The following is a 17,193-nucleotide window of genomic DNA, read 5'->3' as shown; positions in this document are numbered from 1 at the left end:
TCATGAGCCAACTCCGATCTTGACTGTGCTGCCGACCGATACGCCGAGTTGGCGGTGCACCGCCGAGCCGGGCGAGTTCACCGGCAGCCACACCACCCGGTCGGGCATGTCGGTGATCACCAGCGGCAGGCTGACGGACCCGTGTGACGTGCTGACCGTGACCGCGTCGCCGTCTGCGGCGCCGATCTCGGCGGCCGTGTCGGCCGACAGCCGAGCCACGGGCTTGCGCGCGGTGCCCGCCAGATGCGGCTCGCCGTCCTGCATTCGGCCGTTGTCCAGCAACGCCCGCCAGCCGGCCAATACCGCCTCACCCGCGGCGGGCTGGGCGGGCTGCGGGGCGGCGACGTCCGGGTTCGCGGTGCGCTTGCCGTCCCAGTTCCGCAGGGCGGCAAGTTCTTCGCGGGCCGTCTCGAGGCTGGACATTCCCAGATAGACGCCCATTTCGTCGGCGAGCGTGTCGAGCACCTGGTGGTCGGATTGGCTGGCGTCCTGAGTGTTGCGCAGCGCCGCTGCGAACGGCCGGAAGCGGCCCTCCCAGTTGACGAATGCGCCCGCCTTCTGCGTCGTCGGCGCGACCGGGAAGACCACGTCGGCGCGTGCGGTGACGGCGCTGTGCCGCAGCTCCAAACTGACCACGAAGTCGACGCCGTCCAGCGCCGCCAGCACCGCTGCGGGATCGGTGAAGTCGTCGGGCTCGACACCGCCGACCAGCAACGCGCCCAGCGTTCCGTCGGCGGCGGCGGCCAGCATCGCGTCCGCGTCACGTCCAGTGCCGGAGGGCAATTCGGACACGTTCCATGCCTGGGCAACCTGGGCCCGGGCGGTCTCGTCGTCGACCGGGCGGCCACCGGGTAACAGCCCCGGCAGCGCCCCGGCCTCCAGCGCGCCCCGCTCACCGGCGCGGCGCGGCACCCAGGCCAGGCGGGCGCCGGTGGTGTCGGCGAGCCGGGCAGCGGCCGACAATCCGCCCGGCACCGAGGCAAGCCGTTCGCCGACCATGATGACCGCGCCCGGGGTGGAGAGCAGGTCGCCCACCTCACCGGTGGCCAACCCGTCCAGCGCCGAAGCCTCGGCGCCCGGAACGGTTTTGATCAAGCGGCCGGACATCTTGGTCAGCGCGCGGGTGGCGAACGGCGCGATCGCGTACACCGGCAGGCCGTGCTTGCGGGCCGCCTTGCGCAACCGCAGGAACACGATGGGTGATTCGTCTTCGGGCTCGAAGCCGGCCAGCACGACGACCGGCGCCGATTCCAGTTCGGCGTAGCTGACGGTGATCGGCGTCCCGGCGATCCGGGCGGCCAGGAAGTCGGCCTCCTCGGCCGAACTCGGGCGGGCGCGGAAGTCGATATCGTTGGTATCCAGCACGATTCGCGCGAACTTGGAGTAGGCGTAGGCGTCTTCCAACGTCGCCCTGCCGCCCACCAGCACTCCCGTGCGGCCGCGCGCGGCCTCGAGGCCCTTCGTCGCGACGGCGATCGCGTGCGACCAGGAGGCTGGTTGCAGCGAGCCGTCGGCGTCGCGGATCAGGGGAGTGGTGAGCACGTCGGCCTGGGTTGCGTAGGTGAACGCCCACCGGCCCTTGTCGCAGTTCCACTCCTCGTTGACTTCGGGATCGTCGCCGGCCAGCCGGCGCAGCACCTTGCCGCGGCGGTGGTCGGTGCGCTGGGCGCACCCGGATGCGCAGTGCTCGCAGACGCTGGGACTGGAAACCAAGTCGAAGGGACGGGCCCGGAACCGGTACGAGGTTCCGGTGAGCGCGCCTACCGGGCAGATTTGCACGGTGTTGCCCGAGAAGTAGGACTCGAACGGTTCGTTGGCGTAGATGCCGACCTGCTGCAGGGCGCCCCGTTCCTGCATGTCGATGAAGATGTCGCCGGCGATCTGCTCGGAGAATCGCGTGCAGCGCGCGCACAGGATGCAGCGCTCGCGGTCCAGCAGGACCTGCGAGGAGATGTTGATCGGCTTGGCGAAGGTGCGCTTGACGTCGGTGAAACGAGAATCGGTGCGGCCGTTGGACATTGCCTGGTTCTGCAGCGGGCATTCGCCGCCCTTGTCGCACATCGGGCAGTCCAGCGGGTGGTTGATCAGCAGCAGCTCCATCACGCCGTGCTGGGCCTTGTCGGCGGCCTCCGACGTGAGCTGGGTGCGCACCACCATGTCGTCGGTGGCGGCCGTGGTGCACGACGCCATCGGCTTACGCTGCCCCTCGACCTCGACCAGACACTGCCGGCACGCGCCGACCGGCTCGAGCAGCGGGTGGTCGCAGAACCGCGGGATCTGGATGCCCATCAGTTCCGCAGCGCGGATCACCAAAGTTCCCTTGGGAACGCTGATCTCGTTGCCGTCGATGGTCAGCGTCACCATGTCCGGCGGACGGACCTCGTCACCGGTCTCGGTCTTGGCCGCACTAGTCATGAGCGCCGCTCCTCTCCCCCCGCAAGCGGGAGGGACCCCCGCATCGCTTCGTCCCCCGCAAGCGGGTGGTGCCCCCGCTGCATCGTCGCGTCGCTGGTCATCGAGCCCTAACCTTTCGCGCCGTTGCGCTCCGGCGTCAGCATGGAATCTCGGGGGTCGAAGGGGCATCCGCCGCCCTCGACGTGCGCGACGTACTCGTCGCGGAAGAACTTGATCGACGACATCACCGGGCTTGCCGCACCATCCCCCAAGGCGCAGAACGACTTTCCAAGAATGGTGTCGGAGATGTCGAGCAGCTTGCCGATGTCCTCGCTGGTGCCCTTGCCGGTCTCCAGCCGCTCGTAGATCTGGTCCAGCCAGAAGGTGCCCTCGCGGCACGGTGTGCATTTTCCGCAGGATTCGTGCTTGTAGAAGTACGTCCAGCGCCGCACGGCACGCACCACGCAGGTGGTCTCGTCGAAGATCTCCAGCGCCTTGGTGCCCAGCATCGAGCCGACCCCGCCTACGCCCTCGTAGTCCAGCGGCACGTCGAGGTGCTCGTCGGTGAGCAGCGGCGTCGACGAGCCCCCGGGTGTCCAGAACTTCAGCCGGTGTCCGGCCCGGACCCCGCCGGCGTAGGCGAGCAACTCGCGCAACGTGATTCCCAGCGGCGCCTCGTACTGGCCGGGGCGGGTGACGTGACCGGACAGCGAATACAGCGTGAAGCCTGGGGACTTCTCGCTGCCCATCGAACGGAACCAGTCCACACCGTTGCCGATGATCGACGGCACGCTCGCGATGGTCTCGACGTTGTTGATCACGGTGGGGCAGCCGTACAGGCCGGCCACGGCGGGGAACGGCGGGCGCAACCGGGGCTGGCCGCGCCGGCCCTCCAGAGAGTCCAGCAGCGCGGTCTCCTCGCCGCAGATGTAGGCGCCGGCGCCGGCGTGCACCACCAGCTCGAGATCGAAGCCGGAGCCGTTGATGTCGCGGCCCAGGTAGCCTGCGGCGTAGGCCTCGGCCACCGCGTTCTGCAGGCGGCGCAGGACCGGCAGCACCTCTCCGCGCACATAGATGAACGCGTGGCTGGCCCGGATCGCGTAGGCGGCGATGATGACGCCCTCGACGAGGACGTGCGGTGTCGCCAGCATCAGCGGAATGTCTTTGCACGTCCCGGGTTCCGACTCGTCGGCGTTGACCACCAGGTAATGCGGCTTGGCCGCCGCGCCGGTGTCGCCCTGCGGGATGAACGACCACTTCGTGCCGGTCGAGAAGCCCGCGCCGCCGCGCCCGCGTAACCCGGAGTCCTTCACCAGCCCGATCACGTCGTCGGGCGCCATCGCCAGGGCCTTCTTCATCGCCTCGTAACCACCGTGGCGGTGATAGGTCTGCAGGGTCCAGGATTCGGGATCGTCCCAGAAGCGGCTGATGACCGGCGTGAGCGGCGTCGCCTGCGAGGTATCAGAAGTCGTTGTCATTACTGGCCTTCCGGCGCGCTGGGCGCTTCCATGCCGTGTTCCCTGGCGACCTTCAGGCCGGCCAGCGTGGCGGCGCCGGCGCCACCCTGCCCCTGGTCGGGGCGCTCGTCGGGCAGCCCGGCCAGGATGCGCGACGTCTCGCGGAAGGCGCACAGGGGAGCGCCGCGGGTGGGCGGCTTGGGCTCGCCGGCGCGCAGCGAGTCGACGAGTTCGCGCGCCGAGTCCGGCGTCTGGTTGTCGAAGAACTCCCAGTTCACCATCACCACCGGTGCGTAATCGCAGGCGGCGTTGCATTCGATGTGTTGCAAGGTGACCGACCCGTCGGCGGTGGTCTCGTCGTTGCCGACGCCCAGGTGTTCTTTCAACGCATCGAAGATGGCGTCGCCACCCATGATGGCGCACAACGTGTTTGTGCAGACACCCACCAGATAATCACCGGTGGGACCGCGCCGATACATGGTGTAAAAGCTCGCCACCGCGGACACTTCCGCCCCGGTGAGGCCCAGTTGCTCACCGCAGAACTCCAGCCCCGCCGGCGTCAGGTAGGAATCCTCCGCCTGCACCAGGTGCAGCAGCGGCAACAGCGCCGACCGCTTGCTGGGGTAGCGGCCGATGATCTCCTTGGCGTCGACCTCCAGCCGGGCCCGCACCTCGGGCGGGTACGTCTTGGGCGCACCCTCGACGACGAACGCGTTGGGCTCGTCCGGCGGCGGGCCGAGCCGGAGGAAGACCGGCTGTCCCTGCGGCCCGGTCACCGGTCCACCCCGCCCATGACCGGGTCGATGCTGGCGACGGCGGTGATCAGATCGGCGACCATGCCGCCTTCGCACATCGCCGCCACCGACTGCAGATTGGTGAACGAGGGGTCTCGATAATGCACCCGGTAAGGCCGGGTGCCGCCGTCGCTGACCATGTGGACGCCCAGCTCCCCGCGCGGCGATTCGACCGCCGTGTACACCTGGCCGGCCGGCACCCTGATGCCCTCGGTGACCAGTTTGAAGTGGTGGATCAACGCCTCCATCGAGCCGCCCATGATCTTGGCGATGTGCTCCTGTGAGTTGCCCATGCCGTCGGGCCCCACCTTCAGGTCGGCCGGCCAGGCGATCTTGCGGTCCTCGACCATGATCGGGCCGGGCTTCAGCTTGTCCAGACACTGCTCGACGATCTTGATCGACTCCCACATCTCGTTGACGCGAATCATGTAGCGCCCGTAAGCATCACACGTGTCTTCGGTGATTACGTCGAATTCGTAGTTTTCATATCCGCAGTACGGTTCGCTCTTGCGCAGATCGTGCGGCAACCCGGTGGCGCGCAGGATGGGTCCGGTGATGCCCAGCGCCATGCACCCGGTCAGATCCAGGTAACCGACGCCCTGGGTGCGGGCTTTCCAGATGGCGTTCTCGTTGAGCAGACCGCTCATTTCGCGCAGCACCTGCCGGAGCCCCTTGAGGCCCTCGACGATCTCGGTTTCCGCGTTGGGCGGCAAGTCCTGCGCCACACCGCCGGGCCGGACGTAGGCGCTGTTCATCCGCAGGCCGGTGATCGATTCGAACAGGGTCAGCACGATCTCGCGTCCCCGGAAGCCGACGAACATCGGGGTCATGGCGCCCAATTCCATGCCGCCGGTGGCCAGGGCGACCAGGTGCGACGAGATCCGGTTGAGCTCCATCATCATCACCCGGATGACGTTGACCCGCTCCGGTATCTGATCGGTGATGCCGAGCAGCTTCTCCACGCCCAGGCAGTACGCCGTCTCGTTGAAAAATGGTGCGAGGTAATCCATCCGGGTCACGAACGTGACGCCTTGGGTCCAGTAGCGGTATTCGAGGTTCTTCTCGATGCCGGTGTGCAGATAGCCGATGCCGCAACGGGCGTCGGTCACCGTCTCGCCCTCGATTTCCAGGATCAGGCGCAGCACGCCGTGGGTGGACGGGTGCTGGGGACCCATGTTGACGATGATGCGTTCGCCGGGATCGGCGCCGCGGGCGGCTTCGACGACCTTGTCCCAGTCCTGGCCGCCGGCGACCACGAACCTCTCGCCGGCGCCGTCGTGCGTCGCTTCGGTGGTAGTGCTCATCAGTTGTACGCTCTCCGCTCGTCGGGCGGGGGTATTTGTGCGCCTTTGTATTCGACGGGAATGCCGCCGAGGGGGTAGTCCTTGCGCTGGGGGTGTCCGTGCCAGTCGTCGGGCATCTCGATGCGGGTCAGCGACGGGTGCCCATCGAAGATGATGCCGAAGAAGTCGTAGGTCTCCCGCTCGTGCCAGTCGGTGGTCGGATAGATCCCGAACAGCGAGGGGATGTGTGGATCACTGTCGGGCGCAGACACTTCCAGGCGGATACGGCGATTGTGCGTGATCGACTGCAGTGGGTACACGGCGTGCAGTTCGCGACCCGTCTCGTGCGGGTAGTGCACCCCGCTGACGCCCAGGCACATTTCGAAACGCAGTTGCGGGTCGTCACGCAGCCGATGAGCGACCTGCACCAACGCGTCGCGGCGGACGTGCAGGGTCAGCTCGTCGCGGTACACCACGACTTTTTCGATGGCCTCGGTGAATTCGACGTCGTCCCGGTTCAGCGCCGCGGCCAGGCCGTCGACCACCTCGTCGAAATAGCCGCCGTAGGGCCGCGGGCTGCTGCCCGGCAGCAGGACCTCGCGCACCAGCCGTCCGTAACCGGACGTGTCACCCGTGCCCTTGGCGCCGAACATGCCGCGGCGCACGTCGATTACCTCTTCGTCGGCGCGGCTGATTGCTTCCTGGGGATCTTGGTCCGGTGTGCTCATCGCAGCAGTCCGCGCATCTCGATCGTGGGCCGGGCCGACAAGGCCGCCTGCTCGGCCTCGGCGATAGCGGTCTCCCGGTTGACGCCCAGCGGCATCTCCTGAATCTTCTCGTGCAGCTTCAGGATTGCGTACAACAGCATCTCCGGCCGCGGCGGGCAGCCGGGCAGGTAGATGTCCACCGGGACCACGTGGTCGACGCCCTGCACCACCGCGTAGTTGTTGAACATTCCGCCGGATGATGCGCAGACGCCCATGGCCAGCACCCATTTCGGTTCGGCCATCTGGTCATAGATCTGCCGCAGCACGGGGGCCATCTTCTGGCTGACCCGCCCGGCGACGATCATCAGATCGGCCTGCCGCGGGGTGGCCGAGAAGCGCTCCATGCCGAACCGGGCGATGTCGAATCTTGGCCCGGCCGTTGCCATCATCTCGATGGCGCAGCAGGCCAACCCGAATGTCGCCGGCCACAGTGAGTTCTTGCGGACGTAGCCCGCGACCTTCTCGACCGTGGACAGCAGAATCCCGCCGGGCAGCTGTTCCTCAAGACCCACGTCTTACCTCAATCCCACGTCAGGCCGCCGCGGCGCCACACGTAGGCGTAGGCCACGAAAACCGTCAGCATGAAAATGACCATTTCGACCAGAGCGAAGGTGCCCAGCGCGTCGTAGCTGACCGCCCACGGGTACAGGAACACGATTTCGATGTCGAAGACGATGAAGAGCATCGCGGTGAGGTAGTACTTCACCGGAAAGCGCTGCCCGGCCGTCGCATGCGGGCCGCTCACCGAGGTCTCGGTGGGTTCGATTCCGCACTCGTAGGCCGACATCTTCGACTTGTTGAAACGTGACGGGCCGGCCAGGCTCGCGATCGCCACCGAGCCCACGGCGAAGGCGGTGGCGATGGCGCCTAGCACCAGGATGGGTATGTAGACGTTCAACTCGCTCCATGATCCGTCGTACGAGCCGCCTGCAGCGGCCAGGCGGTAACCGGGCTGCTGTGACGAACTGGGTCGCAAGCCCGCCACAGTGATTTACAACATAGCGTCGCGGCGCGCGGCGTGCTTGCCCGGGGTGGGCGTTGGGCGGGATCGGCGGCGCCATGCAGCGCTGTGCTGCGCAAACTCGATAGGCGGTGAAAGCAACGCCCGTCGCCGGACGTGATCCGCCGCGTCGGCTACGCGGGCAGCACCAGCAAAGGCGCTGCTGTGCAGATCGGTGCGGCGGTAGAGATCAACGGCGTCGCCAGGGCCGACAGCCCCTCATCCGATGTCCCGCTAGGAGTGGTCGCAGCAAAGTGCGATGAGTCAGCGAACGGGTGCCCGGAGCAGGTTGAGCACCGTGCGCCCCAGCACGATGGGGTCAATGGGGTGCGGCACCGCGCCCTCGGCGCGCGACCAGGCGGCCAGCCAGGCATCGTCGGGCCGCCCCGTCAAGACGACCAGGGGCGGGCAGTTCTCGAGTTCGTCTTTGAGCTGCTTTGCGATTCCCATTCCACCGGTCGGGGTGGCCTCGCCGTCCAGGATGGCCAAGTCGATGCCGCCCTTGTCCATCGTCGCCACCACCATGGGCCCGGTTGCCACCTCGACATAGCTCAGTTCGGGCAGATCGGGATGCAGCTGCTTGCCCAGCGCCCGCATCACCCGTTCGCGGGTTTGGACGTTGCTGCTGTAGACGAGGATCCGCAGGGCGACGCTGGATTGGGGGGTGGAGTCGGGCACGGTGCAGATGCTACTGGTGTCGACCCGCGTGAAGCGGGGTGCCCGCGGAAATCCTCATTGCGATACCCGCACGAAGTGGGCGTCCGCGGCGACCGTCGCCGTGGAGCTCATCATGCCGAGCCGGTTCCAACCCAGGTTGAACCGGTCGCGATCGAGCTTGGTCTCGCCGGTGATTCGGATCGAGCCGTCCTCGAGCTCAAAGATCGTGACCGGCAGCGTTACCTCCTCGGTGACGCCTTTGATGGTGAAGGTGGTCCGCAGGTCGGCGGCCTTGCCTTTCGTCGGGTGCACCGCTGTCACGATGACGCTGATCTCCCCGAAGCGGTCGACGTCGAAGAAGTCGGCCGAGCGCAGGTGCGTGTCGCGACGCCCGATGCCGGTGTCCAGCGAGGCGGCCCGAATGTCGACGCGGCCGAAAACCGCTCCCGTGCCGGTCAGTTGGCCGTCGCCGGTGAAGTCGGTGAAGCGGCCCTTGACGTTCAGTAGGCCCCACATGTTGCGGATCTTGAACGTGATGGCCGAGCGATCCCGAACCAGGTTCCACGCGCCGGCCATGTCGGGATCGTGAAGCAGTGTCTCCAAAGTCGTCATCGTCACCCCCAGTGTGTCGTGGCGAATCTAGCGCTAGTTGAGCAACGGCGCGATCCCTGCGGGATCGAAATATTCTTCGATGCGCTCGATCAGGCCGTCGGTATCCACCCTGATCACGATGCAGACCCGTAGCGAGATCGACTGTCCGGCATGCCCGGTGGCGTGCAAGATGTGCTGCTGGACGAAGCCCCGCGCGGCGCCGTCGTCGAAAAACTGCCGGTCGAGGATTTCGTAGCGGCGTTGCGTGGTCGCGCCGATGAACCAATCGATGACCCGCATCGCGCGAGCCTTGTCGTCTGTTGTGACGGGGTCGCGGCGCGAGTCGGAGCGCCACACCGCGATGTCCTTGCTCCACATCGCGTCAACCGCGGCGGTGTCGCTGCGTTCGATCGCGGCGAACAGGCGGTTGGCCGTCTCGACGACCGTCGCGGTGCCGGAAGCGGACATGTCGGGCTCCTCTCTCGATCGCCGGGCTACTCGGTGTCGTATCCCGGATGGGCGACGGCCAATCGGCGTCGTACCAGGGTGCGCAGGCAGGCGGTGACCTGGTCCGCCTGCCCGTCCAGCTCGCCCGACCGTATCGCGGCGGCCAGCTGTTCCTCGTCGGCGAAGCCCAGGCCGGCCAGCGCCGCGCGGGACTCCGCGTCACTGTCGTCGAGCAGTTCCCGTTCGACGATGCGCAGCGCATTGGCGGCGACGCGGGCGTGGAAGTTGACCTGTCCTTCGGTCGCCCCGCGCACGTCGCTTTCCAGGAATTCGGCGACCGCGGCGACGAGTTCGACGGCCAACGGGCGGCCGTACGCGCCGGTCACGGCCGCGCCCGGCCCCGATTGCCCGCCTCCTCCTCGCGCCGCGGCGCGGCGCGCATCGTCGGCGGGCGCGAGCAGGTTGAGCAGGTCCCACTCGGTTTCGCAGACTCGACGCCCGATGGTGGCCAACTCGACCGAGCGGTGCTGCCCGCTCAGGTGCCGTTCGGCCTGGAAGCGGCAGATGACGCCCCAGCGCAAGGTGGCCAGCACGAGCCACCAGTGAAACGCCACCCGGTCGACGGTAGTCCCGCTGGCCTGCTCGTAGGCCCGCACGAAGCTTTCGATGCTGCCCAGGCCGCCGGCGCCGAGACCGGCCGGGGCGCCGAATCGCCAGGCCCGGATGCAGAACCAGGCCAGGTCTTCGTACGCCTGCCCGACGTGCACGAGTTCCCAGTCCAGCACCGCCGCAAGGTCAGCCCCGTCCACGATGAGGTTGCCCATCCGAAAATCGCCGTGCACCAACACCGCCGGCGACGGTGGCGGACGGTGGGCGGCCAGCCAACGAAACCCCCATTCGAAGGTTGCGGTGGTGTCACCCATCTCATCGAGACGCTGCCGCCACTCGGCGAGCTGGTCCTCGTGGGTCAGGTCCGGAACGTCCGGGTCGGCGCGGTGGATGGCGGCCACCGCCTGCGCGCACTGCTGCAGCAATCGCATGCGCTTGTCGTCGTCGAGCTGGCGCTGGATGCGCGGCACGATGGTCTCGCCCTTGATCTCGTCACAGATCAGAAACGGATTGCCCAGCGCGGCAGGGGAATTGTCGGCGATCAACACGTGGGGGACGGGCGCGCCCGCGGCGCACGCGGCGGCCTGCGTCTTGGCTTCCAACTCCATGCCGGCATGCACGTCGTCGGGTGGGCCGGTGCGCAGGATCAGCGCACGACGCTGCGCGCCCGTCACGGCCTCGAACGCCCAGGTCGTCCTGCTGGCGCCACCGGTCAACGCGCGCAGGTTCTCCACCGCGGTGTCGGCGCCGAGGGCCGCCGTGAGCACGCCGGCCAGCTTGGTGCCCAGCTCCGCCGGCTCCACGCTGTCCATCACTTCGTGCCGAATTTGAACAGCCGCTGCGCCACCCGGCGGATCTGAATTTCCTCGGCGCCCTCGGTGATGCGATAGCGACGGTGGTGGCGGTAGATGTGTTCGAACGGCTCGTGGCGGCTGTAACCGAGGCCGCCGAAGATCTGCATGGCGCGGTCGGCGGCGTCGCACACCAGCCGGTTGGCGCGGTAGTTCGCCATCGACACCTTGTCCGAGACCTCCATATGGTGGTCGCGATCGAGATGCCAGGCGGCGTAATGCACCAGCAGCCGCACCATCTGCGCTTCGGTCGCCAACTCGGCCAGCGGCCACTGGACGGCCTGGTTGACCGACAGCGGCTTGCCGAAAACCGTTCGGGTGCCGGCATATTCGGCGGCACGGTCGATGCAGTACTGCGCCGCGCCCAGGCTACTGGCGGCTTGCCGAATTCGATTCTCGTGCAGGAACGTTTGCGCGACTTCCAGCCCGCGGTCCACCTCGCCGAGCACCGCATCGGCGGGAATCCGCACATCGGTGAGCTCGACCTCGCCGTGGTCGGTCGGCATGTTGAACGTCCACCAGTAGTAGGGCACGGTGAACCCGGGCGTGTCTGTCGGCACCAGGAACGCGGTGATGCCCCGCGCGCTGCCGGGCTCCCCGGAGGTGCGGGCGAAGACCAGATCGTGGGTCGCGCGGTGCACGCCCGTGTTGAACCGCTTGGAGCCGTTGATCACCCAACTGTCGCCGTCGCGTTCGGCGCGCGTTTCCAGCCAGGTGGCATCCGATCCGTGCTTGGGCTCGGTCAGCCCGAAAGCCATGGACCGTTCCCCGGTGATCAACGCCTCCGACCACACCTTGCGCTGTTCCTCGGTGCCGAACCGTTCCATCATGATCACCTGCGGAAAGTTGCCGACGATCGACGACTCGTTCTGCAGGTCGTTGTGCAGGCCAAGGCCCTTGTGCGCCAGGTGCTCCCGGATGACCGCCATGTCGACGTTGCTGCCGTCGCGACCGCCCAGCGAGGCCGGCAGTCCGTAGCGCAGCCAGCCCGCCTTGTCGGCGCGGCGGCGCATCTCGGAGAGCAGGTCCTCCCACTCGCGCGTCGGGATTCCGTCGTTGTCCCAATCGGTGCGCGCGTGTTCGCGGCGCTGGTCGAAGTACTGGATGTTTTCCCGTTCCAGCGGCTTGATCTCGGTCTCGATGAACTCGTCCATCTCGGCGAGCACGCCCGGCAGGTGTTCTGGCAGGGTGAAATCCACGGTTATCTCCTCGCGATTCTCGCGTTACGCGCCATAGAGAGTCTTCTTCCACACCGTCGACAGCGTCGCGATGGCATCCTCGTCGCTGATCTGGATTCCGAGACCCGACTGCCCGACGAAGACGGTGGTGAAGTTCTCGAACAGCAGCGCGATGGCCGCCGCCGTGTGCTGCGGGTTGAGCTCGGCGCCGTAACCCTGCTCCTGCGCGCGCCGAACCGATGCCGCCACGATGTCCATGCCGAAGCGGCGAAACTCGTTCTGCACGGCGGCAAACCGCTGTTGGGTGGCGGCCAGCTGGGCCACGGCGATCATGATCCCGATGTTCTGCTTGAACATGTTCCAGTAGCCGGTGACCACCGAGGCGAAGAAGGCGTCGTCGTCCGGAGAGTCCGGAAGGTGAACGCTCAGCCCCGACGGCGTCACCACCTCGTGCAGGAATGACTCCGCGAGACCGGCAAGCAGGTCCTCCTTGTCGGTGAAGTATCGGTAGAACACCGCCGGCGATTTCCCCGCGGCCGACGTGATGTCGGCCAGGGTGGTGCCGTGAAAACCCCGTTCGGCAAACAATTTCCGGGCGGCCTGTTCGATGGCCTGCCTGGTTTGGCGACCTTTGGCGGTCAGCTCGCGGGCTGCCTCCGGGGCTGACATCTAGTCTCGAATCCGGTCGCCGGCGCGCAACAGGGCGCTCGGCAGGTCGTGGCCGACCAGCGATCTCGCCACATCGGCGGCGGCGATGGCGGCCTGCAGGTCGATGTCGACGTCGATGCCGCTGTCGCCCAACAGGTACACCAGATCCTCGGTGGCGATGTTGCCGGTCGCACCCGGGGCGAAGGGGCAGCCACCCAGCCCGCCCACCGAGGCGTCCAGCCGGGTCACACCGGAGCTGACCGCGGCATAGGCGCTGGCCAGTCCGGAGCCGCGGGTGTTGTGGAAATGCCCGCCCAGGGGGAGATCGCCGATCACCGGAAGTAATTGCGCGATAAGCGAACTCACCCGACCCGGGGTGACGGTGCCGATGGTGTCGGCGATGGACAGGCGGTCGGCGCCACGCTCGCGGGCGGCCGCCGCTATCTCGAGCACCCGCTGGGGCGGGGTGGGACCTTCGAAGGGTGAATCCCAGGCGGTGGCGATCACGACTTCGACAGTGACGTTGCTGTCGTGCGCGATCGCGACGATCTCGTCGATCGCCGCGGTGGCCTCGGCGCTGGTGCGTCCGACGTTGGCCTTGCTGAAGGTGTCATCGGCGGCGACCACATACTCGACGGAGCGCAAGCCCGCGGCGACGGCCCGCTTGGCGCCGTTGGGACTGGCCACCAGGGCCGAGAATTCGATGTCGGGGTAGTCGTGCAGATGTGTGGCCAGTTCAGCGGCGTCGGCCATCGACGGCACCTTCGTCGGGGAGACGAACGCGGTGACCTCGACCTCGCGGACCCCGGTGGCCGCCACCGCGGCCAGCAGTTCCAGCTTGGCCGACAACGGGATTGGCCTTTCGATCTGCAGACCGTCGCGCAGCGCCACCTCGCGAATGTCGACGTGTGTCACAGCACCTCCTCGGAGCGCAGCTTCTCGAGCTCCTCGGCCGTCATGCCCAGCAGCCCGGTGAAGACCTCGTCGTTGTGCTGGCCCGGTCGCGCGGGGCCGGCGTTGCGCAGGCGGCCCGGCGATTCCGAGAGCACCGGCACGATGCCCGGGCCCAGCACGTTGCGCTGCAGCCGCTCGTCGTAGTGCTCGATCAGCATGTCGCGGGCGCGCAGCTGCGGGTCGTTGACCACCTCGGCGACGGTGTTGATCGGGCCGGCGATCACCCCTGCGGCGGAAAGGGTTTCGATGATGTCACCGGGCTGGCGTTCGGCCGCCCAGCTGCCGATGATGTGGTCGAGTTCGTCCTGGTTGCGGCCGCGCGCCCCGTGTGTGGCGAATCGCTCGTCGGTGGCCAGCTCCGGACGGCCCATCGCCTTGCACAGCCGCGCGAACACGGTGTCCTGGTTGGCGGCGATCACCACCCACGAGCCGTCGGCGCTGCGGTAGATGTTCGAGGGCGCGATGCCGTCGAGCCGGGTGCCCGACGGTCCGCGCACCACACCGCCGACGTCGTAGTCGGGAATGGTGGATTCCTGGACGGCCAAACATGATTCGGTCAAGGCGACGTCGACCACCTGGCCGCGTCCTGTGACGCTGCGTCGATACAGCGCGGCCAGCGCGCCCTGCGCGCCGAACATCCCCGCCAGGCTGTCACCGAGCGAGAGCGCCAGCCGCGGCGGCGGCCCGCCGGGGAAACCGTTGAGGTGCCGCAGTCCGCTGGCCGCTTCGGCGACCGAGGCGTAGCCGACCTTGGCGGCGTCGGGTCCGGTCTGCCCGTAGCCGGACACCCGCACCAGGATGATGCCCGGATTGCGTTCGCTCAGCACCTCGTAGCCCAGGTTCCATTTTTCCAGGGTGCCCGGTCGGAAGTTTTCCACCACGATGTCGGACTTTTCGACGAGGTCGCAGAACAGCTCCCGGCCACGGGGGTGGCGCAGGTCCAGGGTGATCGCCTTCTTGTTGCGCGCGTGCACCGTCCAGAAGACGTGTTGGCCGTCGAGTTCGGCCTGGCCCCAGGTGCGCAGCGGGTCCGGGGCGTTGGGCAGTTCCACCTTGATCACGTCGGCGCCCAGGTCGCCGAGCAGCCGGCCGGCGAAGGGGCCGGCGATCAGGGTGCCCAGCTCGAGCACCCGAATGCCGTCCAGGGGCCCGGTCACCGTCATCCGGCGCTCGCGAAGTCGTGCCGCACCAGCCAGTCGGTGACGATGGTGACCGCGGCCCGCAGCGCGTCGCGCTGGTCGGGCCCGGCGTAATAGTGTGTGGCACCGGGGATTTCGTGCATTTCCTTGTCCTCGTGTCCGATCGCCTGGAACAGCCGCCGGGTGTGGCTGGGCGTACAGGCGTCATCGGCAAGATTACCGATCACCAGCGCCGGGATCGCGATGTCGGGCCCGCAGGCCACCGCGTCGCCGCGCGCGTCGTCATAGCTCCACTGCGACAGCCAGCCGCGCAGGGTGGAGAACCGGGCCAGCCCGACGGGGCTCATGTTCACCACCTGAGGATCCCCCAGGTAGCAGGTGCCCGGGGCCCGTTCGTTGGCATCGACGGCCGGGTCCAGCCAGCGCGGGTCGGCCATGGTGCCGTGCACGACGAAGCAGAACTCGGCAACATCGGCGTCGGGGCGCCCCGACGCTTTCAGCTCGGCCAGCTTGTCCTTGACCCATGCGGTGATGCGGCGGTTGCGGTCGATTTGCGCCTGCCGGTAGCGATCCAGGAATTCTTGGCTGTAGGGCGGCTGATTGGGGTTGTCGGGGTTGTACAGGTCCAGCTCGGGATCGCGCTTGGTGGGGTCGGATTCGTCGAGGATCGACGCGTCCAGCCATTCGGTCAGCGTGCCGTGCCGGCTGATGTGCGCCGCGAGCAGCATGATGCCGTCGGCGGCGGGCAGGTCGAGCTTGGTCAGGTCGGGGCCGTCACCGGTCGGGCTGGACGTGATGGTCGGATTCTGCGCCTGCTGCTGGTAGAACACCGACAGCGAGCCGCCGCCGCTCCATCCGGCCAGCACCACCTTGGAGTAGCCCAGTCGCTTTTTGGCGTCCTTGATGCACTCGCCGAGATCCTCGACCACCTTCTCCATCAGCAGCGCCGAGTCGGTGCCACGGAAGCGGCTGTTGCAGTAGATGACGTGGTGGCCGGCTCGGGCCAGCGCATTGATCATCGGTAGGTAGGCGCCGCCACCGATCGGATGCATGAACACCAGCACCGTGTCCGACGGCTTGTCCTTCGGCTTGAGCAGATAGCTCTCCAGCACGGTGATCTCGGCCAGGCCGCCGTAGACGTCGCGTACCCCGGAATTGTTCTGGAACGCAACGAGATAGGGGATCCGGTCGTACTCGTGTTTCATCAATGTTGTCCTAGGTCGTGGGCCAGTACTTCGGCCGACGGGGTCAGCCGGCGGCGGGTGTCGACGGCGATCACCTGCCAGTCGACGCGGGAGTAGTCGTCGAATTTGCGCCGCGCGCGTTCCCGGGCCTTTTCCGGCGCGCCGTGGTGAACGCCTTGTGGCGCATGCGAAATCAAGCCCGGCGGCATCGGGATGCCATACAGCGAGCCGCCGTGGAAGAAGGCGATCTCGTCGTAGTCGACGTTGCGGTGATACCACGGGGTGCGTTCGGTGCCCGGGATCCCTTCGGCGGGCTTGGGCAGGAAGTTCATCACGTAGACGCCGGTGGCCTGCATGAACAGGTGCACGGTCGGGGGGAGGTGGACGCTGTCGGAGGTGACCACGTTGTAATCGGCGATGTTGAAGGTGAACGCGAAGTTGTCCCCACGCCAGCCCTCGACGTCGAGCGGATTGTGTTGGTAGAACAGCGTTGTCGGGCCGCCCTGGTGGATCAACCGGACCTCGAATTCGCCGTCGGTTGCGCCCTCGTCGGCCGGCGCCGGCTCGGGGATGACGACCTGCGACGGGTCGAACGGGAAGTGGCGGCCCAACGCTCCGGGCGGTGGCACCCGGAACTCGTCGGTGGCCTCGATCATCAGCATCGTGGTCGGGCTGTCGGGGCTCTGGCGCCAGGTGCACGCCTTCGGGATGTAGAGCCAGTCGCCCTCCCGATAGCGCAGTGGCCCGAACTCGGTCTCGGCCAGGCCGCTGCCCTCGTGGACGAAGCACAGCAGGTCCCCATCGACATGGCGGACGAAGAACGGCATCGGCTCGAGTCGTCGGCTCAACAGAATTCGGCAGTCGTCGTTGCTGAACATCAGCAGGGGCCCACCGTCGGCGTCGGTGGCATCGCTGGGCTTGAGCTCGCTGGACAGCACGTCGATGGGCCGCAGCGGGCCGACCGACCGGTAGGCGGTGGGGTCGTGGCGCCGGTAGAGATTGGCGGTGCGGCCGGTGAATCCGCCCCGGCCCAACTCGTCGTCCTTGAGGCCCTCGAGGTCGGCGTGCAGGCGGCGCGGTGTTCTGCCTTTGCGTAGGTGGACAAAGGATTCCATGGACGGCTCCTCCGACGGGCGACCAGCGGGCTGGCGATCAGGACCGGAAAACTGAAAGTGACATTACTTTCTCTTTTTGCGCGGCACAAGGGCCCCGGTATTCACCGAGACTTAAACCGTTGCGG

General features: G+C 67.5%; 17 protein-coding genes. All 17 read right to left on the bottom strand.

Annotation, left to right across the window (positions count from 1 at the left end; translation table 11 throughout):
- Positions 1 to 2,415 (bottom strand): NADH-quinone oxidoreductase subunit G, encoded by a 2,415-nt coding sequence (locus tag AC5Y5B_RS21135; protein WP_112634425.1) that lies wholly within the window; start codon positions 2,413 to 2,415, stop codon positions 1 to 3.
- A gap of 107 nt (positions 2,416 to 2,522) precedes the next feature.
- Positions 2,523 to 3,872 (bottom strand): NADH-quinone oxidoreductase subunit NuoF, encoded by a 1,350-nt coding sequence (gene nuoF / locus AC5Y5B_RS21130; RefSeq protein ID WP_112634424.1) that lies wholly within the window; start codon positions 3,870 to 3,872, stop codon positions 2,523 to 2,525.
- On the bottom strand, positions 3,872 to 4,627 hold the full coding sequence (gene nuoE, locus AC5Y5B_RS21125; protein ID WP_500006306.1) for an NADH-quinone oxidoreductase subunit NuoE: 756 nt from the start codon (positions 4,625 to 4,627) through the stop codon (positions 3,872 to 3,874). The genes nuoF and nuoE overlap by 1 nt, the downstream gene beginning before the upstream one ends.
- The gene (nuoD, locus tag AC5Y5B_RS21120) at positions 4,624 to 5,949 is read right to left on the bottom strand and encodes an NADH dehydrogenase (quinone) subunit D (RefSeq protein ID WP_112634422.1); all 1,326 of its coding nucleotides are present in this window, start codon (positions 5,947 to 5,949) and stop codon (positions 4,624 to 4,626) included. Before nuoD ends, nuoE begins: the two co-directional genes overlap by 4 nt.
- Positions 5,949 to 6,656: an NADH-quinone oxidoreductase subunit C gene (locus AC5Y5B_RS21115; RefSeq protein ID WP_112634421.1), complete on the bottom strand. Its 708-nt coding sequence runs from the start codon at positions 6,654 to 6,656 to the stop codon at positions 5,949 to 5,951. The genes nuoD and AC5Y5B_RS21115 overlap by 1 nt, the downstream gene beginning before the upstream one ends.
- Complete coding sequence (locus AC5Y5B_RS21110; RefSeq protein ID WP_007772881.1) at positions 6,653 to 7,207, bottom strand: NuoB/complex I 20 kDa subunit family protein; 555 nt, start codon at positions 7,205 to 7,207, stop codon at positions 6,653 to 6,655. The genes AC5Y5B_RS21115 and AC5Y5B_RS21110 overlap by 4 nt, the downstream gene beginning before the upstream one ends.
- A gap of 8 nt (positions 7,208 to 7,215) precedes the next feature.
- Positions 7,216 to 7,593 carry an NADH-quinone oxidoreductase subunit A gene (locus AC5Y5B_RS21105; protein WP_007772880.1) on the bottom strand — a complete coding sequence of 126 codons (378 nt, stop codon included), beginning with the start codon at positions 7,591 to 7,593 and terminating at the stop codon, positions 7,216 to 7,218.
- Positions 7,594 to 7,959: 366 nt separating this feature from the next.
- Entirely contained in the window at positions 7,960 to 8,373 is a 414-nt protein-coding gene (locus AC5Y5B_RS21100) for an Rv3143 family two-component system response regulator (RefSeq protein ID WP_112634420.1), read from the bottom strand.
- A gap of 54 nt (positions 8,374 to 8,427) precedes the next feature.
- Positions 8,428 to 8,964: a YceI family protein gene (locus tag AC5Y5B_RS21095; RefSeq protein ID WP_500006305.1), complete on the bottom strand. Its 537-nt coding sequence runs from the start codon at positions 8,962 to 8,964 to the stop codon at positions 8,428 to 8,430.
- 33 nt (positions 8,965 to 8,997) lie between these two features.
- Positions 8,998 to 9,411, bottom strand: coding sequence for a nuclear transport factor 2 family protein (locus AC5Y5B_RS21090; RefSeq protein WP_500006304.1), 414 nt, complete (start codon positions 9,409 to 9,411; stop codon positions 8,998 to 9,000).
- Between the two features lie 26 nt (positions 9,412 to 9,437).
- Positions 9,438 to 10,811 (bottom strand): phosphotransferase family protein, encoded by a 1,374-nt coding sequence (locus AC5Y5B_RS21085; RefSeq protein ID WP_500006303.1) that lies wholly within the window; start codon positions 10,809 to 10,811, stop codon positions 9,438 to 9,440.
- Entirely contained in the window at positions 10,811 to 12,049 is a 1,239-nt protein-coding gene (locus AC5Y5B_RS21080; protein WP_500006302.1) for an acyl-CoA dehydrogenase family protein, read from the bottom strand. Before AC5Y5B_RS21080 ends, AC5Y5B_RS21085 begins: the two co-directional genes overlap by 1 nt.
- Positions 12,050 to 12,073: 24 nt before the next feature.
- Positions 12,074 to 12,697: a TetR/AcrR family transcriptional regulator gene (locus AC5Y5B_RS21075; protein ID WP_112634417.1), complete on the bottom strand. Its 624-nt coding sequence runs from the start codon at positions 12,695 to 12,697 to the stop codon at positions 12,074 to 12,076.
- Positions 12,698 to 13,591 (bottom strand): hydroxymethylglutaryl-CoA lyase, encoded by an 894-nt coding sequence (locus tag AC5Y5B_RS21070; RefSeq protein WP_112634416.1) that lies wholly within the window; start codon positions 13,589 to 13,591, stop codon positions 12,698 to 12,700.
- A complete protein-coding gene (locus tag AC5Y5B_RS21065) occupies positions 13,588 to 14,793 on the bottom strand; it encodes a CaiB/BaiF CoA transferase family protein (protein WP_500006301.1) in 1,206 nt (401 codons plus the stop codon). Before AC5Y5B_RS21065 ends, AC5Y5B_RS21070 begins: the two co-directional genes overlap by 4 nt.
- Positions 14,790 to 15,974, bottom strand: coding sequence for an alpha/beta hydrolase family protein (locus AC5Y5B_RS21060; RefSeq protein WP_112634414.1), 1,185 nt, complete (start codon positions 15,972 to 15,974; stop codon positions 14,790 to 14,792). Before AC5Y5B_RS21060 ends, AC5Y5B_RS21065 begins: the two co-directional genes overlap by 4 nt.
- The gene (locus AC5Y5B_RS21055; RefSeq protein WP_500006300.1) at positions 15,974 to 17,068 is read right to left on the bottom strand and encodes a homogentisate 1,2-dioxygenase; all 1,095 of its coding nucleotides are present in this window, start codon (positions 17,066 to 17,068) and stop codon (positions 15,974 to 15,976) included. Before AC5Y5B_RS21055 ends, AC5Y5B_RS21060 begins: the two co-directional genes overlap by 1 nt.
- Positions 17,069 to 17,193: the final 125 nt, after the last annotated feature.

This window comes from Mycobacterium sp. NGS33 (assembly GCF_059812885.1).
Note: the sequence above shows the minus strand (reverse complement) of the source record. Positions and strands in the feature narration are given on the sequence as shown.

Bases quoted from the DNA above. Each gene is read 5' to 3' on its own strand.
- AC5Y5B_RS21135 (WP_112634425.1), bottom strand. From the start codon at position 2,415: ATGACTAGTGCGGCCAAGACCGAGACCGGTGACGAGGTCCGTCCGCCG.
- nuoF (WP_112634424.1), bottom strand. From the start codon at position 3,872: ATGACAACGACTTCTGATACCTCGCAGGCGACGCCGCTCACGCCGGTC.
- nuoD (WP_112634422.1), bottom strand. From the start codon at position 5,949: ATGAGCACTACCACCGAAGCGACGCACGACGGCGCCGGCGAGAGGTTC.
- AC5Y5B_RS21115 (WP_112634421.1), bottom strand. From the start codon at position 6,656: ATGAGCACACCGGACCAAGATCCCCAGGAAGCAATCAGCCGCGCCGAC.
- AC5Y5B_RS21095 (WP_500006305.1), bottom strand. From the start codon at position 8,964: ATGACGACTTTGGAGACACTGCTTCACGATCCCGACATGGCCGGCGCG.
- AC5Y5B_RS21090 (WP_500006304.1), bottom strand. From the start codon at position 9,411: ATGTCCGCTTCCGGCACCGCGACGGTCGTCGAGACGGCCAACCGCCTG.
- AC5Y5B_RS21085 (WP_500006303.1), bottom strand. From the start codon at position 10,811: ATGGACAGCGTGGAGCCGGCGGAGCTGGGCACCAAGCTGGCCGGCGTG.
- AC5Y5B_RS21075 (WP_112634417.1), bottom strand. From the start codon at position 12,697: ATGTCAGCCCCGGAGGCAGCCCGCGAGCTGACCGCCAAAGGTCGCCAA.
- AC5Y5B_RS21065 (WP_500006301.1), bottom strand. From the start codon at position 14,793: ATGACGGTGACCGGGCCCCTGGACGGCATTCGGGTGCTCGAGCTGGGC.
- AC5Y5B_RS21060 (WP_112634414.1), bottom strand. From the start codon at position 15,974: ATGAAACACGAGTACGACCGGATCCCCTATCTCGTTGCGTTCCAGAAC.
- AC5Y5B_RS21055 (WP_500006300.1), bottom strand. From the start codon at position 17,068: ATGGAATCCTTTGTCCACCTACGCAAAGGCAGAACACCGCGCCGCCTG.